General features: G+C 41.0%; 7 protein-coding genes. All 7 read left to right on the top strand.

The window, feature by feature from the left end; all coding sequences use genetic code 11:
- Nucleotides 1–8 precede the first annotated feature (8 nt).
- The 7 genes from I6J03_RS01780 (at nucleotide 9) to I6J03_RS01750 (ending at nucleotide 18,738) form a co-directional block, all read left to right on the top strand.
- A complete protein-coding gene (locus I6J03_RS01780; protein ID WP_003010934.1) occupies nucleotides 9–1,961 on the top strand; it encodes an OmpA family protein in 1,953 nt (650 codons plus the stop codon).
- 183 nt (nucleotides 1,962–2,144) lie between these two features.
- A complete protein-coding gene (gene kefF, locus I6J03_RS01775; protein WP_003010935.1) occupies nucleotides 2,145–2,738 on the top strand; it encodes a glutathione-regulated potassium-efflux system oxidoreductase KefF in 594 nt (197 codons plus the stop codon).
- On the top strand, nucleotides 2,738–4,621 hold the full coding sequence (locus tag I6J03_RS01770; RefSeq protein WP_003010940.1) for a monovalent cation:proton antiporter-2 (CPA2) family protein: 1,884 nt from the start codon (nucleotides 2,738–2,740) through the stop codon (nucleotides 4,619–4,621). The genes kefF and I6J03_RS01770 overlap by 1 nt, the downstream gene beginning before the upstream one ends.
- 380 nt (nucleotides 4,622–5,001) lie before the next feature.
- Nucleotides 5,002–5,988 carry a helix-turn-helix domain-containing protein gene (locus I6J03_RS01765; RefSeq protein ID WP_003010943.1) on the top strand — a complete coding sequence of 329 codons (987 nt, stop codon included), beginning with the start codon at nucleotides 5,002–5,004 and terminating at the stop codon, nucleotides 5,986–5,988.
- Nucleotides 5,985–7,061: a helix-turn-helix domain-containing protein gene (locus I6J03_RS01760; protein ID WP_201694106.1), complete on the top strand. Its 1,077-nt coding sequence runs from the start codon at nucleotides 5,985–5,987 to the stop codon at nucleotides 7,059–7,061. The genes I6J03_RS01765 and I6J03_RS01760 overlap by 4 nt, the downstream gene beginning before the upstream one ends.
- Nucleotides 7,062–7,117: 56 nt before the next feature.
- Complete coding sequence (locus I6J03_RS01755) at nucleotides 7,118–8,665, top strand: helix-turn-helix domain-containing protein (protein ID WP_201694105.1); 1,548 nt, start codon at nucleotides 7,118–7,120, stop codon at nucleotides 8,663–8,665.
- Nucleotides 8,666–9,270: 605 nt separating this feature from the next.
- Nucleotides 9,271–18,738, top strand: a complete 9,468-nt coding sequence (locus I6J03_RS01750) for a DUF7507 domain-containing protein (RefSeq protein WP_201694104.1) — start codon at nucleotides 9,271–9,273, stop codon at nucleotides 18,736–18,738.
- The last annotated feature ends 7 nt before the right edge of the window (nucleotides 18,739–18,745 follow it).

The following is an 18,745-nucleotide window of genomic DNA, read 5'->3' as shown; positions in this document are numbered from 1 at the left end:
ATGATATTATGATGAAAGCATTTGGAAAATTAATAGTTACAGCAGCATTAGGCGCTCTACTGATAAATAGTGAGCAGGTGCTGGCGCAGGAACAGCCGTCACTGAGAGACAGAGCTTATCAGTTCTATCTTGCGGGAGATTATGCAAAGTCCGCTCAGATCTATAACAGGATTGAAGAGAAGAAGGAATTGTCCGTTAAGGAAGTTTATGCTGTTGCAGACTCCTACTATCAGATCAACGAATATACATTGGCAAAGCAGTGGCTCAAACGTGCCACAGATCTGGACAGCAAAAACAAAGATGCTTTCTGGAAATATGCGCAGATACTGAAGATAAATGGTCAATATGCGGAATCAAAAAAGCAATTTGTAGATTATAAGCAACGGTTTCCGGATGGAAAAAATATTCAGATAGAAATCGATGGTTGTGATTCTGCTCTGCTTTGGACTGCTAAGCCGACCACTCATGTGCTTAAGAATGAAAAAGAAGTAAATACAAGTTTCTCCGAGTTTGGAGTTTTACCATTGAGTAATGGAGTACTTTATAGTGGAGAACCTTCTGTGGCCACAGTTGATAAAAGTGACATGACAGGCAATGCTTACCTGAGGATCTTTTCAGCAGGAAGAGATGAAGACGGGATTACATTAAAATATCCGGTTTTGTCAGACGGCGTTTATAACGACGCTAAGTATTATGTTGGACCTGTGACCACCAATCAGGATCAGGATGTATTGTTTGTGACCCGAACATATGCCGGAAGTAGTGCCGAGAAGGTAAAGAGAGATGGTATGCGTTTCAAAAAACATAATCTTGAGCTTATTCTGTATAAGAAAAACGGAGAATCCTGGATACCGGAAGCTTTTCCATATAATAATGTAGAAAAATATTCTGTGGGACATGCCAGTCTGAGTTCTGATGGAAAAGTATTGTACTTTGCTTCCGATATGCCAGGAGGAAAAGGAGGGGTAGATATCTGGTACAGTCAGGCAAATGCAGATGGTACCTGGGGCACACCCGCCAATGCCGGGAACGAAATCAATTCTCCCGGAGATGAGATGTTTCCATCCACATTTGGAGATACATTATACTTTTCCAGTAATGGTTATGCCGGCATGGGAGGGTTGGATGTATTCAAAGCTGTAGGTAGCAAAAGCAGTTTTAGAGGGAGAGAAAACCTGAAATCTCCTGTTAACTCTTCAACAGATGATTTTGCATATGTGGTATCAGCAGATGATGAAGAACGCCAGTATGGTTATTTTTCCTCCAACCGGATAGGGGGAGCAGGTGGAGATGATATCTATTCATTTGTATACACTAAGCCAAAAATAACAATCCGTCTTCAGGGAAAAGTCTTTGATAAGGAAAGTACTGATCCGCTGGGGCAGACTCAGGTCCGTATATTTGATGATAAAGGGAAATTACTGTCTACTTTCTTTGCGAGTAGTCCGACTTTCGATACCGAACTTCAGAGTAAGCTGGCACAAAAGATAGTCGTCTCCAAAGATGGATTTATGTCAGATTCATTATTTGTACCTGCTATCAGAGCAACAAAAGATACCACCCTGTTTGCAAGCTTTAAATTACAACCTGTAAATAAAGAGGGAATTGTTTTTGTGCTGGATAACATATATTATGATTTCAACAAATCAGATATCAGACCGGATGCAGCAAAAGTGTTGGATCAACTGGTAAATACCATGACTGAAAATCCGACCCTTCAGATCGAACTGTCCAGCCATACGGATAGCCGAGGATCAGATAGTTACAATATGAAACTATCAGACCGAAGAGCAAAATCTGCAGTAGAATATATCATTAGTAAAGGAATTGCTAAGGAACGCCTTGTCTCCAAAGGTTATGGGGAGTCCAAACTGGTAAATGAATGTGCTAATGGCGTGAAATGTACAGAAGAACAGCATCAGGCCAACCGACGTACAGAAGTGAAAGTACTTAAATACTAGGAAAAACAAACAAAAAAAGGGCAGTTCTCTTCGGAGAGCTGCCCTTTTTTTGTGGGTATAGCTGATCTGCTTTCTTAATGACAGTCATAATGAAAAAACAAAAAAATATAATAAATTTAACATAGATCAAGAGTTGCTAATTTAAATTTGATCAATTTTACACCGACTTTTAACTGAATCAACATGCTGAAGATACTCGTGCTGTTTGCACATCCTACACTAGAACAATCTGTTGTAAATAAAAAATTAATCAGACGCATGCGGTCATTACCGAATATTTCGGTAAGAGATCTGTATGAGTTATATCCTGATTTTGATATTCCGGTACGGGTAGAACAGGCTGCTTTGGAGCGGCATGATATCATTATATGGATGCATCCTATTTATTGGTATTCGGCTCCGCCTCTAATCAAACAATGGATCGATCTGGTCTTACTGCATGACTGGGCTTACGGAACCAAGGGAACTGCACTCAAAGACAAATGGATCTTCAATGCCGTTACTACCGGAGCCACTATGGAAGCTTATCAGGAGGGAGGACATCATGGTTATCCGCTTAAAGACTTTTTGTTGCCGTATAAACAGACTGCTGCTCTTTGTCATATGCATTATTTGCCCCCATATGTGATAGACGGGACATTTAGTAAACAACCCAAAGAGATTGAGCAGGATATTGAACAATTTATATCCGACTTACAGTTACTGCAGTCGGGAACATTTGAGGTCACTGCTTTACAGCAATTTTCGTATTTAAATCAACTAAAAGATCAAGCATAATGGATTCATCATTTTTATTTCAGATCATTGCCTATCTGGGTTCGGCTGTGATTTTTGTGCCTATTGCCAAAAAACTCGGTCTTGGGTCTGTGCTTGGTTATCTTATTGCCGGAGTTATTATTGGTCCTTCTGTCTTGCAATGGGTAGGTAGCGGAACACAGGACGTTATGCATGTTGCCGAGTTTGGGGTCGTGATGATGCTTTTCCTTATTGGTTTGGAGTTAGATCCGGGCACCTTGTGGAAATTGAGAGGTCCCATATTAGGCATGGGGGGACTGCAGGTTATTCTTTCAGCGCTGTTGATTGCCACCATTTGTTCGTTAATGGGATTCTCATGGAAAGAAGGACTTGTTCTCGGACTTACACTGGCTTTATCTTCTACCGCAATAGTGATGCAGTCACTCGGTGAAAAGGGCTGGCTAGATACAGTGGCCGGTAAAAGTTCTTTTGCGGTATTATTGTTTCAGGATATTGCTGTCATCCCTATATTAGCCCTTTTGCCTTTGCTCGCAGATAATGCTTCTGCTGTAACTACAGAAGGAGACACCTGGCTGACAGATATCAGTGGTCCGGCAAAAGCCGTATCTCTTCTGGCAGCTGTTGCTATCGTGGTGCTCATCGGTAAATATATAGTAGGGCCGATCCTTCGCGTCATCACACGTACAGGTATGCGCGAACTGTTTCTTGTCGGGGCTTTATTACTCATTGTTCTTATAGCTTTTATAATGCAAAAAGTAGGATTGAGTCCTGCTTTAGGCGCCTTTTTAGCTGGTGTGGTCCTTGCAAACAGCGAATTTAAGCACGAACTTGAAAGCGACCTTGAGCCTTTCAAAGGCCTTCTGCTAGGCGTATTTTTTATAGCTGTAGGTGCATCTATCAATATCTTTTTCGTATGGCAGGAAGCCAGTACCATTTCCATGTGGGTAGGGCTTTTTATGCTTGTCAAGATTATAGTGTTGTATGTGCTGGCAGTTGTATTTAAGTTGAAAATTGATCAACGGATTATTCTGGCCGTCTCTCTGGCACAAATGGGAGAGTTTGCTTTTGTATTATTCAGCATCATAGGTCAGCTACGGTTACTGAGTGCGGATACCATCAATATTATGGTCGCTGTAGTAGCTGTCAGTATGGCATTGTCACCTATTCTGCTACTCGTAGCAGACAAGCTGATCCTTCCCCGGCTGAATAGTCTGGCAAATCCTCCGGAATCTGAAGAAAAAGAATTTGATGAAGTAAACGAAAATAAAAAAGTGATCATCGCCGGATTTGGGCAGGTTGGTACGATTGTGGCCCGTTTTTTACATCTCAATAAGGTAGAAACAACGATTCTGGATTATAATGGCGATCGTGTGGAAATGCTGCGTAAATATGGGTTTAAGGTATATTTTGGAGACCCAACCCGATATGACCTTCTGAAGTCTGCCGGAGCATCCAAAGCCAGTATTATTGTCAGCGCATTTGACAATGACGAAGACCACATGAAATTAGTCCATATGGTCAAAAAACATTTTAGTCATCTCAAAATAGTAGCCATAGCCAATACCCGAAATCTGGCGTATGATCTGATAGAAAATGATGTGGATCGTGTATATCGGGTGGGGACAGATATTGCATTGCGTATGGGAGTGGATGTCATGACCGAACTCGGATACAGACGCTATACCGTATACCGGGCTTCTCAGAAATTCTCAAAACTGGAGGAAAAATCTCTATATAAACTTGCCCGTATCAGAGACAAGGGATCCGAATACATACAAATGGTTCAGGAGACAATCCGCGAACTGGAAAATGAATTATTAGATGATATGTCTGCAGATGATAATTCTTCCGTAAAAAATGCCTGGAGCGATACAGAACGTAAAAAAGGAGAAGACGAAAACTAAAAAATAAGTCTTTTGAGCCCTAAATTTCAAAAATCAACTCTGTGAATACATAGGTTGAACTCTCTAAGGATATAATTTGTTGAGGTATAGGTAGTTTTCTTACTATTTTTTGTCTTATCGTGAATTAAAAAAGTGATCAATGTTATTTTTTTTATACGTTAATATATGTACCTTATAAATAAAATAACATTAGGGTTTAATGTTTTAATTGTAGGTAGTTATTTGAAATTTATTTTGTCTAAAGAAGATCGGTGTCGATATATTTGTTTTTCAATTTGAATACCTAAACCTTTTCCAGTATTCTTTTTGATTCCTTTTTAATAGCTTTCTTAAGATATTATCAAGCAGTTTACATCTTATTTCAATGTTTAAATAAAGTAATGCAAATTGATAGAATTTTACCCGATCGTATATTTAATGCTCTGACTTTACTGATCGGCTTATTAACGCTATTACATCTTGCAGCATTATTTTTAAATATAGGTATTCCATTTTCGCTGTTATATGGCCCTATTCTGTATCTGATACAACAGACATTTTATAAGAAATATATGCAGATCAGACAGATGCTGATCCATCTTATCCCTTTTATACTATGTACTGTATGGATTTATTCGATTGATACTTCACCTATTCTGTTTTATTCCTATTCCTTGATTAATGCTCTTATAGTATGCAGTTCCAGTATCGGTTATACCTTAATGATACTGCTGAATATGAAAAAGTGGACATCACATACAGAAAATATAAAGGTTTCCTTATTTATTAAGCTTTTTTTTATTTTCTGTGCCATTGAATTCGGGTTCCTGACACTTGTTCTGCATCACAGACTGCAGTTTGATTATGATATTGATCCTATGATTATTATCTGCCTGCTGTCGGTTCTTTCCGCTCTATTGAGTTTTGATTTTCTGATCCGCCGCCTGAGTTCTTCTTTTGAACAGACAAATGCCGCAGGCCGGAAACTATCAATAGTACAACTTCCATTTTTGGAAGAGATCCAGATGGATGAAGCACATTGGGAATTGTACCGACAAGACCTCGTCCGATCCGTAGAAGAGCAGCAGTTATATCTGGATACCGGACTTTCTGCAGACCGGCTTGCGGATGAAATCGGAATAAGCAGGCAACAGCTATCTGTATTGCTGAACAATTACCTGGGAAAAAATTTTTATGAATGGATAGCCGAATACCGTATCGCACATGCTGTCAAGCTGTTCAGAGAAGGAGGGTACATACTCAAAATAGAATCATTGGCTTTTCAGTGCGGGTTTAATTCTAAAACCACTTTTAACAAATACTTTAAACATTATATGGGGATTACCCCGTCAGAATTCAGAGAACACTTATCCCTAAATAAGCAATGATCGCTACAATACTTTTTACAGCTATTCTGTTGATGGCCAGTGTGACACTGGGCTTTATACTGTTTACAAAGAGTACAGCATTTATTGATCAGGTCACGCAAAGTATTTTGGTGATATTTATCTTTTACACTTTGTTTACGGTGGTATGCAGTTATATGTATCCTTCACTTTCGTATATAGATAAAGCTTCTCCCTTATTATGGATATTTGGCCCATGTGGTTATCTCAGGTTTAAAGCGACAGAAAGAACAAGATGGTCTAAACAGGATATCTGGCATCTTTTACCCCTGATGCTGATGCTTCCGTTTTATTTTATTTTTGTATCTTCTGCATCCTTTCGTAATGATTACGGATATATCTATTATAGTGTTTTGTATACCAGTACTGCTTGTATTTGGTTTGTATACGCACTTCCTATTATTTTTAGCCTGGGAAGAAAAACCGAAACACCTATAGACAGTAACGGATATCTGGATTATATCAGTGTAATATTGCTGTTTATACTGGCTTTCTTTATGATGTCGGTGGCATACAACTATATTGTCTATAAGCAGGATGCAGTATCCTCATTATCCGGTCTGTTGCTGTTCTTTGCTATGTTTATTGGTGTATCAGCAGCTTATCTCCACTACTTTTACCTGTTGATGCAACAAAAAAGACAATCCGATACAGCAGATCATATCCGCCATGGTAAGACGCAGGACAAGTATCCTGATGAAGAAGATAGAAAATTGTGGATTCAGCGTATAGATGAATATCTGGTGCCGGAAAGGTATCTGGATATGAGATTTAATATGTTGAAACTGTCCAAAAATCTCAAAATTCCCAAAGAACAGTTACTGCTGATATTTGAACAACATTACGGACAGAGTTTTATTACATATATCAATCAGCTGAGAGTAAATTATGCCTGTGGTATGCTTGCAGATCAGGATTTTAACCTTCCTATGGAGCAACTTGCTGCGCATTGCGGATTCAGATCAAAAGCATCCTTTTACAGATGTTTCAGAGACCGACAATCCTGTACACCTTTAATGTTTAGAGAAAGACAACTCAAAAATCAACTTGTTTAAAGAACGCTTTCTGATAATGCTATGATGTCAACGCCAATACTATATAACTATTTACCGTGAAAAGAATAAGATTTGCCTTACTGTTCCTTATCGTATTGTACATAGCAATACCTCTTCGGGCTCAGCAAAATGCTGCTTTCGATAGTGTGTACAATAAAGTTTACGGTGCAATGATCGCTTCGGATGTAAGGAAAGCAAATTTTCTTGCTGATTCGCTGCTGTCCATAGCTCATAAAGGTGAAGAACAGATCAAGTCACTGATGCTTCTGGCCAATATCAAACATAGTACGGGAGATTTTACAGCAGCCTTGGTTAATGCCATTCGTGCGCAACAAATAGCAAAAGATTTCGATTATCTGGAATGGACGGTACGCACTTCGGGATTTATAGCTACCACTTTTCGTAATGTAGGCTTAGTAGAAGAAGGACGTAAACACCTCGCAGAAGCAGAAAAGGCAAATAAAAGACTCAAAGGAAAAGAAGGGTATGATCTTACCTCAGCCAATATTTATCAGGAGAGAGCTTTCTATTATCTGGAGAATAAAAAATACAAAGAAGCAATAAAGGAACTGGAAAACGGGATGCAGCATCTGAAACAAATCCCCTCCAGTCCGAGAGCAATAATAGTGCATGCTACAAATGATCAGTTATTGGGAATCTGTTACCTGGAAATCAATGATCTGCAAAAAGCCAGAGAATATCTCAATTCTTCCTTGCAGAAGTTGGGGGAGCAGGAAAGCAATCTTCGCCCTTATATCTTCAGAGCAATGGGAGAGGTGGAAATGAGACTGAAGCAATATGCTAAAGCCTATTCTTATTTTAAACAGGCGGAAGCTTACATAGCTTCATCGGAGAGAGCTGAGATGAAAAGTCTTGTATATGAAAGTTTTGCGACCTACTATAAAGTTACAAATGATCAGGCCAAAGCAGTGGAGTATAGCGAACGCTATATGGAAGAAATCAGGAAAAAAAACGATCTGACATTAAAGATCTCTAATCAGCTGATCAAAGAATTTTACAGCACACAACACACTGAATCCCGGAATAAAAAATACCTGATCCTGCTGTCTGTTTTTCTGTTTATTGTGACCTCCGTAAGTGTAATATTTTACATATGGAACAGAAAGATGCAAAATATGAGATATAATCATATTCTCCGTGATGTACAGCAGTTTGGACTAAGAGGTAACCGGTCCGGGGCCGTACAGCCTGCAAAAGCAGAAAGCAGAGACCTCAGAATTACCAAAGAAACAGAAGAGCGTATACTAACTGAGCTCATACAACTGGAGGAGCAGTCATATTTTGTTAATAAAGAAATATCCCTTTCAGCGGTAGCAACCCGACTCAATACCAATACCAATTATCTTTCATACATCATCAATACCTACAGAGGAAAAGACTTTTCTCATTATATCAACGAATACAGAGTACGTCATATCATTCAAAGACTGCAGGAAGAACCAAAATTAAGACATTGCAAACTTTCGCATATCGCTGATCTGGCAGGTTTTTCTTCACACAGTAAATTTTCCGCAGTATTTAAAGTGGTAACAGGAATCTCTCCCTCTGTTCTGATCTCTCGCTTACGGGAAGAATCAAAATAACATCTGATCCCTGCCTATCTCTAACATATAAATGTTTTACAGGTGGTTTCTTTCATGAAATATATTCGTTAAAAAAGCAAGGAATTTCCTGTTCTCCTGCTTTCAATACCTAATTACTAAAATCCTTTTTACGTCTTGCAGTAACAGTTACGATGGAGTAGTAATACTTCTGTGTAAATGTTAAAGAATTTACTGTTGTCCGTTTCGATGTTGTAAATCACATTTCCCTTTCAGAAATCTGTTTAAAAACATTCTTTTTTTGAAAATTCTACATACACTACTGTTCATTTCTTAAAAACAGACAGACAAGTGTCCCCTGATTTTGAGTTTTTATGAAAAATCGTTAACAATCTTATTTATAGATGTTTATAATATTTTTTTTAAAGTCCGTTTGTCTCAATTTATTGTCTTGTACAACAGTTTCATATAATGAGACCATTGGTCTTGGTCAGGATATTAATATTTGTGCCGCCAAAGTAAAGCGTATTACGAAGGAGCTTATAACTTCTCAGTTTGTATGAGGAAGATTCCACTTCCATATCATTGCCCTGATGAGTATGCCGCTTTGGAAAGATAATGAAAAGTCAAATAATTGTTAACCGAATATGCAAAATTTTAACAAAAATTGTATTGTTTACATCGTACTGCTATTTATATCCCTTTGCCTGGGATTGAATACATATGCGGATGGTTCCAGAGATTTATATCCGAGCGGAGTAAGTGGGGGAAGAGCTTCTTTGCGTTCCAGTATGACTGTAAATGCGAGTGCTTATCCATTTCCCACAAATGGTACACATTATGTCTACGCAAAAGTAGGTGAAACGATAGCATTAGCATCAAGTGCTCAAAGTGGAACTAACACGCAAATCAAATTGTATAATCCCAGCGGAACCGAATTGTCACTGACTATAGGTAATAACGCAGGAAATATCGCCAATCGAACTGCCGAACTTGAAGGTCCGAGATTGCCGGGACAGACGTCTCCTGCTAATGCTTATACTGCAATTTATCATACCGTAGTACAGGAGGGTATTTATAAGGTCGAATTCCTTCCTCATGGCAATGGTACAGGTAGTGGTGGCCGGGACAATATTTCAGGAAATGGCAACTGGACGCAGGCAACAAATTCTGTATATATTCCCGCCTGGGATGTCTCTGTAGCCAATGTCGCCAAAACAGGCTGGATTAAAGGACGGGTATATATGAATGTCCTTAATATGGACATTTATACAATAACTTCCGGTTTTTCGAATATTGGTGGGTTCTATGGTAAATTCAAGATATTAACAAAAGACGGATATGTCTACAATGTGGATAATAATGGAAATAACGGTATCTCTTTTACGTTCTTTGTAAATAATAAAGGATTCTTCAAATCTACCACAGATAATACCCCGCTTTACAAGAGTATGGATTTATCTAACCTCTCGGGCAGAGTACATGATCCTCGTACGGCAGATGCCGGATCCGAAGTTACACACAAGATATTCTACACCCTTCCTGCAAACGATTTGCCAAGTTCGGCCAATGGAGCTGTACCCGGAAATACTACCTGGTTAAAAAATAACAGAATTGTCCCTAAAGTCGAACAATTGAAAGTGATCGGTGTAGACGGAACAAATGGACAGGTTAGTAATAAGGGGGGTAAAATTTCCTTTGAAACTGGAAATACCGGACAATATAAAATTGTAATTGAATCTAACGGTGGAGTGAATTTTCCTGCCCGAACGTTAACAGGCATAGCATTGGCTGGTATCAATAATATTCTTTGGGATGGAAAAGATGGTGCAGGAAATCCATTACCACAAGGTAATGTACCTGCTAAAATCAGTGTTCAGCTTCAGGGGGCAGAAGTACATTTCCCATACTTAGATATGGAGATCAATCCGAATGGTATTATTCTGGAATTGCTTAATGATAATCTGTCATCCGTAGAGTCAAATATTGTGTATTGGGATGATACAGATATACCAAATACCAGTTCAGGAACAAACTCATCACCAAAAAATGCAAGTCATTTTGTACTACCGAATGGTACTCCGAGTTCTGGCACTAACGCAAATGGACATAAGTGGGGCGCTAATACAACCGCTACTAGCGGAACATTTGGAGATGTTAAGGCGATGGACACATGGACATTTATTTTAGGCCCGGTAGAAACATTACAAACACAAATATCGGTTAAGGTAGCCGATCTCAAGATTGAAAGTGTAAGCACTTCCAACGGAGTAGTCAAAGTTGGTGATGAAATCGTATACACTGTAATTGTAAAAAATGACGGACCAAGTGATGTAGAGGGTGCTCCTTTTTCATTTAATGCACCTACAGGCTACGAGATTACAAGTGCAACACCAAAAACTGTATGCGCAGGAGGTGGGGAAATAAGTCCATCCATAACATCAAATAAATTTAATTCGGCACTTAATATGCCGAATGGCTGTTCTATCACCTACGAAATTAAGGTAAAACCGACCAGTACTGCACCTTTTGGTCCTATAACAGTAGACGCAACGATCATGCGCCCTAATGACGTGACAGATCCGGACGCCACAAACCCGGATATCAATACTCCTCCCACAGATCCGTATTTTGAATGTGGTAATGGAGTAGCCGGAGCAGGATGTAATAATATAAAAAATAATACAACAGTAACGTTGATTGATTTGTTGACTGCGACAAAATCTATCGTGGGTAATCCTGCAACCTTAAAACCCGGACAAGCTATTACCTACCAGATCAAAATCAAAAACAGTAATACGGTTGCAAAAACTCCGGTGCAGGTATCTGACGTTATACCTGCCGGATTATCGCAGATTTCAGCGATTACCAATGGCGGGACATATAATCCAACGAACAGAACAATTACCTGGTCTAATCTTACCGTAGCAGGTAATTCAGAATTGACATTAAGCTTTAATGTTATTGTTGATGCCAACCTTACAGCAGGAACAACAGCTATTAAGAATACAGCGATAGTAACAGATCCAATTGACCCTACTGTTCCGGTCACTCCAGAAGTAGAAGTACCTACAGAAGGGAAGATCACTTCCGTGAAAAGCATCGTAGGCAATCCGGCCAGTGTAAAATCCGGCGATGAACTGGAATACCGCATCGTACTGACCAACAGTTATGGTACTGCGAAGAGTGGCGTTACCGTAAGTGATGCGCTAGCAGCCGAGCTAAATACACCTACAGCTATATCCAACAATGGTCAGTTGACAGGTAACACAATCAACTGGACAAACCTGACCGTCCCTGCCAATGGCACATTAACTTTAAGCTTCAAAGCTACCGTCAAAGCCAACCTTGCAACAGGAACAACAGCTATTAAGAATACAGCAATCGTAACAGATCCAATTGATCCTACAGTTCCGGTCACTCCAGAAGTAGAAGTACCTACAGAAGGGAAGATCACTTCCGTAAAAAGCATCGTCGGTAATCCGACCAGTGTAAAATCAGGTGATGAACTGGAATACCGCATCGTACTGACTAACAGTTACGGTACAGCCAAAACTGGTGTGACCGTCAGTGATGCGCTAGCAGCCGAGCTGAATACACCTACAGCTATATCCAACAGCGGAGTGCTGAGTGGCAATACCATCAACTGGACAAACCTGACCGTTCCAGCCAATGGCACATTAACTTTAAGCTTCAAGGCTACGGTCAAAGCCAACCTTGCAACAGGAACAACAGCTATTAAGAATACAGCGATCGTAACAGATCCAATTGATCCTACCGTTCCGGTCACTCCAGAAGTAGAAGTACCTACAGAAGGGAAGATCACTTCCGTGAAAAGTATCGTCGGTAATCCGGCCAGTGTAAAATCAGGTGATGAACTGGAATACCGCATCGTACTGACTAACAGTTACGGTACAGCCAAAACTGGCGTGACCGTCAGTGATGCGCTAGCAGCGGAGCTGAATACACCTACAGCTATATCCAACAATGGTCAGTTGACAGGTAACACAATCAACTGGACAAACCTGACCGTTCCTGCCAATGGCACATTGACCCTAAGCTTCAAGGCTACGGTCAAAGCCAACCTTGCAGCAGGTACAGTTTCTATTAAGAATACAGCGATCGTAACAGATCCTATCGATCCTACCGTTCCGGTCACTCCAGAAGTAGAAGTACCTACAGAAGGGAAGATCACTTCCGTGAAAAGCATCGTCGGCAATCCGGCCAGTGTAAAATCCGGCGATGAACTGGAATACCGCATCGTACTGACCAACAGCTATGGTACTGCGAAGACTGGTGTGACCGTAAGTGATGCGCTAGCAGCCGAGCTGAATACACCTACAGCTATATCCAACAGCGGAGTGCTGAGTGGCAATACCATCAACTGGACAAACCTGACTGTTCCAGCCAATGGTACATTGACCCTAAGCTTCAAGGCTACGGTCAAAGCCAACCTTGCAGCAGGTACAGTTTCTATTAAGAATACAGCGATCGTAACAGATCCTATCGATCCTACAGTTCCGGTCACTCCAGAAGTAGAAGTACCTACAGAAGGGAAGATCACTTCCGTGAAAAGCATCGTCGGCAATCCGGCCAGTGTAAAATCAGGTGATGAACTGGAATACCGCATCGTACTGACTAACAGTTACGGTAAAGCCAAAACTGGCGTGACCGTAAGTGATGCGCTTGCAGCGGAGCTGAATACACCTACAGCTATATCCAACAATGGTCAGTTGACAGGTAACACAATCAACTGGACAAACCTGACCGTTCCTGCCAATGGCACATTGACCCTAAGCTTCAAGGCTACGGTCAAAGCCAACCTTGCAACAGGAACAATAGCTATCAAGAATACAGCGATCGTAACAGATCCAATTGATCCTACAGTTCCGGTCACTCCAGAAGTAGAAGTGCCGACAGAAGGGAAGATCACTTCCGTGAAAAGCATCGTAGGCAATCCGACCAGTGTAAAATCAGGTGATGAACTGGAATACCGCATCGTACTGACCAACAGCTATGGTACTGCGAAGACTGGCGTGACCGTAAGTGATGCGCTAGCAGCCGAGCTGAATACACCTACAGCTATATCCAACAATGGTCAGTTGACAGGTAACACAATCAACTGGACAAACCTGACCGTTCCTGCCAATGGCACATTGACCCTAAGCTTCAAGGCTACGGTCAAAGCCAACCTTACAGCAGGAACAACAGCTATTAAGAATACAGCAATCGTAACAGATCCAATTGATCCTACAGTTCCGGTCACTCCAGAAGTAGAAGTACCTACAGAAGGAAAGATCACTTCCGTGAAAAGCATCGTAGGCAATCCGGCCAGTGTAAAATCCGGCGATGAACTGGAATACCGCATCGTACTGACCAACAGTTATGGTACTGCGAAGAGTGGCGTGACCGTCAGTGATGCGCTAGCAGCCGAGCTAAATACACCTACAGCTATATCCAACAATGGTCAGTTGACAAATAACACGATTAACTGGACAAACCTGACAGTCCCTGCCAATGGTACATTGACCCTAAGCTTCAAGGCTACGGTCAAAGCCAACCTTGCAGCAGGTACAGTTTCTATTAAGAATACAGCGATAGTAACAGATCCAATTGATCCTACAGTTCCGGTCACTCCAGAAGTAGAAGTGCCGACAGAAGGAAAGATCACTTCCGTGAAAAGTATCGTAGGCAATCCGGCCAGTGTAAAATCCGGCGATGAACTGGAATACCGCATCGTACTGACCAACAGTTATGGTACTGCGAAGAGTGGCGTTACCGTAAGTGATGCGCTAGCAGCCGAGCTAAATACACCTACAGCTATATCCAACAATGGTCAGTTGACAGGTAACACGATCAACTGGACAAACCTGACCGTCCCTGCCAATGGTACATTGACCCTAAGCTTCAGAGCTACCGTCAAAGCCAACCTTACAGCAGGAACAACAGCTATTAAGAATACAGCGATCGTAACAGATCCAATTGATCCTACTGTTCCGGTCACTCCAGAAGTAGAAGTAAAAGTTCCTTCTCTTGCATTGGTGAAAGAGTCAGTTTTAAATGATGAAAACGGAGATCAGATTGTTCAGAAGGGAGAGACAGTTACATACACCTTTAAGGTTTTCAATAATGGAGGAACAGTTGTAAATAATATTGTAATCAATGACTCTAAATTAAATATTGTCAATTTACCTGTTGTACCGTCACTGTTAAATCCTGGAGAAACGGGAACAGTAACAGGTACATACACACTTACACAGGCCGATGTAGACGCCGGAAGTATAACCAATACAGCTTTAGCTAAAGGAGCAGATCCTACAGGCAGAGATGTAACAGATATTTCGGGTACGGCAGTTGATAATAACATACCAACTGTAACAGTTTTACCAAAACAACCTTCATTGGTATTACACAAAACAGGTACTTACGTAGATACGGATAATAATGGGTCTACCAATGTGGGAGATGTGATTAAGTACCGGTTTGAAGTTATTAACAACGGTAACGTTACCGTTAAAGGAATCACAATCAGCGATCCTAAAGTAACCGTAACAGGAGGACCTGTTGATCTGGCTCCGGGAAGTTCGGATGAAACAACATTCTATGCAGAATATATCATAAAACAAGAAGATATCGATAGAGGTGGTGTTTATAATCTGGCAACAGCCGCAGGAAAAGATCCGGACGGAGATCATGTATCTGTTACTTCAAAAGATCCGAATCCGATAAATACGGATCCGGGAGTTGATCCGGGCTGTTTAACCTGTACCATTACACCTCTTGACAGAAAAGGTGAAATTACTGTAATGAAAACCGCTAATCTTTCTCAACAATTCAGATATGCAGGTGAGAAAATAGAATATGATATAGTGGTCACAAATACAGGTAATGTCACATTAAAGAATGTAAACGTTACCGATGCTAATGCAGACATTAAAAACATTGGTACAATTGCCGAATTAAAGGTAGGACAATCTGAAACATTTAAAGCTTATCATACTATAACAGCAGCAGATATGTTGCAGGGTTATGTATCAAATATAGCGGTAGCTGTTGGAAATGATCCTAAGAATAATCCTGTAACAGGAGAATCGAAGAGCGGTAATCCGACACAACCGAAAGATCCTGTTGACCCGAATTGTAAAACATGTACAGTTACACCTCTTCCATGGAAAGAGATCAAAGCCAATAACGATACGCCACCGGCTATCAACGGAAAAGATGGTGGCAGTACAACAAGTGTGTTAGATAACGATCAGCTGAACGGCAAACCTGTTGTACCGGCAGAAGTAAAACTAACACCGGGAACATCACCGAACAAAGGAATCATAATGAATCCTGACGGAACGATCACAGTATCCCCGGAAACACCTGCAGGAAGCTACGAATATCCGTACACTATCTGTGAAGTGCTGAACCCAGCAAACTGCAGCGATGCTAAAGCAACGGTAGTTGTAGAAGCAGCGCCAATCAAAGCCAATAACGATACGCCACCGGCTATCAACGGAAAAGATGGTGGCAGTACAACAAGTGTGTTAGATAACGATCAGCTGAACGGCAAACCTGTTGTACCGGCAGAAGTAAAACTAACACCGGGAACATCACCGAACAAAGGAATCACAATGAATCCTGACGGAACGATCACAGTATCACCGGAAACACCTGCAGGAAGCTACGAATATCCATACAGCATCTGTGAAGTACTGAACCCTGCAAACTGCAGTGATGCAAAAGTAACGGTAGTTGTAGAAGCAGCGCCAATCAAAGCCAATAACGATACGCCACCGGCTATCAACGGAAAAGATGGTGGCAGTACAACAAGTGTGTTAGATAATGATCAGCTGAACGGCAAACCTGTTGTACCGGCAGAAGTAAAACTGACTCCGGGAACATCACCGAACAAAGGAATCACAATGAATCCTGATGGAACGATCACAGTATCACCGGAAACACCTGCAGGAAGCTACGAATATCCGTACACTATCTGTGAAGTGCTGAACCCAGCAAACTGCAGCGATGCTAAAGCAACGGTAGTTGTAGAAGCAGCGCCAATCAAAGCCAATAACGATACGCCACCGGCTATCAACGGAAAAGATGGTGGCAGTACAACAAGTGTGTTAGATAACGATCAGCTGAACGGCAAACCTGTTGTACCGGCAGAAGTAAAACTAACACCGGGAACATCACCGAACAAAGGAATCACAATGAATCCTGACGGAACGATCACAGTATCACCGGAAATACCTGCAGGAAGCTACGAATATCCGTACACAATCTGTGAAGTATTGAATCCAACTAATTGCAGTGATGCTAAAGCAACGGTAGTTGTAGAAGCAGCGCCAATCAAAGCCAATAACGATACGCCACCGGCTATCAACGGAAAAGATGGTGGCAGTACAACAAGCGTGTTAGATAACGATCAGCTGAACGGCAAACCTGTTGTACCGGCAGAAGTTAAACTAACACCGGGAACATCACCGAACAAAGGAATCACAATGAATCCTGACGGAACGATCACAGTATCACCGGAAACACCTGCAGGAAGCTACGAATATCCATACACAATCTGTGAAGTATTGAATCCAACTAATTGCAGTGATGCAAAAGTAACGGTAGTTGTAGAAGCAGCGCCAATCAAAGCCAATAACGATACGCCACCGGCTATCAACGGAAAAGATGGTGGCAGTACAACAAGTGTGTTAGATAACGATCAGTTGAACGGCAAACCTGTTGTACCGGCAGAAGTAAAACTAACACCGGGAACATCGCCAATCAAAGGAATCACAATGAATCCTGACGGAACGATCACGATAAGCCCGGAAACACCTGCAGGAAGCTACGAATATCCGTACACAATCTGTGAAGTATTGAATCCAACTAATTGCAGTGATGCAAAAGTAACGGTAGTAATAGAAGCAGCACCTATCAAAGCTAACACCGATACACCTGTCCCTGTAAATGGTAAAAATGGAAAAACAATTCCTAGTGTATTGGATAACGATCAGTTAAACGGTAAGCCGGTAGTACCAGCTGAAGTAAAACTGACACCGGGTACATCACCAAACAAAGGAATCACAATGAATCCTGACGGAACGATTACAGTATCACCGGAAACACCGGCAGGTAACTATGAATATCCGTACACAATCTGTGAAGTATTGAATCCGACAAACTGTAGTAATACAGTAGTCAGAATTACAGTAGTAGAGCCTAAGCTTGAGATTCTGAAAGTTGCAGACAGATCAAGAGTTAAAGCAGCTGGTGAAGAAATTACGTACACCATTACAGTCAAAAATACCGGAGGAGTAGAATTTAATAATCTAGTATTGACAGATGTGATGTTCCCTGCCTGGACAGAGAAAATACCTGTACTTGCAGTAGGAGCGAGCAGAAGTTTCAGTCTGACCCATAAGATAACCCAGAATGAAATAGAAAACGGTGTTCTTGTCAATTCGGCTAAAGTAAATGCACAGGATCCGGATGGAAAACCTTATCAGCCTGAGGTGAAAATAGAAACACCGGTAGATAATCTGGCAGGTCTTACTGTTGTCAAAACAGGGGATCGTAAAGAGGTCAAAGAAAGAGGTGATAAGATTGTGTATACCATCACTGTAGAAAATACCGGAAATAAAATTCTGTATGATATTGAAGTAACCGATCCGTTGACCAAACTGTCTAAAACAATTACTCAGCTGACACCGGGTCAGAAAGAAGTATTTACTACGGAATATGTCGTTATACAACCAGATTTTGATTTGGCTGAGATTGAAAATACAGCCTTTGTGAAAGCGAAAGACGGAAAAGGAAATGTCGTGGATGCAAGCGGACAGTACAGTGTAACTGTATCACCGTTACCATTGCATATTCCGAATGTATTTACGCCAAACGGAGATGGTCAGAATGATAAATTTGAGATTGAAGGAATAGAACGATTTGATCGTGTCGAGATGACTATTATCAACAGATGGGGTAATGAAGTCTACAGAAATAGCCGATACGACAACAATTGGGTAGGAGAAGGCCTTAATGAAGGAACTTACTATTACATCATTGAGACACACAAAGGAAGTACAAAACAACTCCATAAAGGTTGGGTACTGATCAAACGTAATTAATCGAATC

It is taken from the genome of Sphingobacterium spiritivorum, from assembly GCF_016724845.1.
In the GTDB taxonomy this organism is placed as follows: Bacteria; Bacteroidota; Bacteroidia; order Sphingobacteriales; family Sphingobacteriaceae; genus Sphingobacterium; species Sphingobacterium spiritivorum_A.
This window is presented reverse-complemented; position numbering and strand designations above follow the sequence as displayed.

Bases quoted from the DNA above. Each gene is read 5' to 3' on its own strand.
- I6J03_RS01750 (WP_201694104.1), top strand. From the start codon at position 9,271: ATGCAAAATTTTAACAAAAATTGTATTGTTTACATCGTACTGCTATTT.
- I6J03_RS01780 (WP_003010934.1), top strand. From the start codon at position 9: ATGATGAAAGCATTTGGAAAATTAATAGTTACAGCAGCATTAGGCGCT.
- I6J03_RS01765 (WP_003010943.1), top strand. From the start codon at position 5,002: ATGCAAATTGATAGAATTTTACCCGATCGTATATTTAATGCTCTGACT.
- kefF (WP_003010935.1), top strand. From the start codon at position 2,145: ATGCTGAAGATACTCGTGCTGTTTGCACATCCTACACTAGAACAATCT.
- I6J03_RS01760 (WP_201694106.1), top strand. From the start codon at position 5,985: ATGATCGCTACAATACTTTTTACAGCTATTCTGTTGATGGCCAGTGTG.
- I6J03_RS01770 (WP_003010940.1), top strand. From the start codon at position 2,738: ATGGATTCATCATTTTTATTTCAGATCATTGCCTATCTGGGTTCGGCT.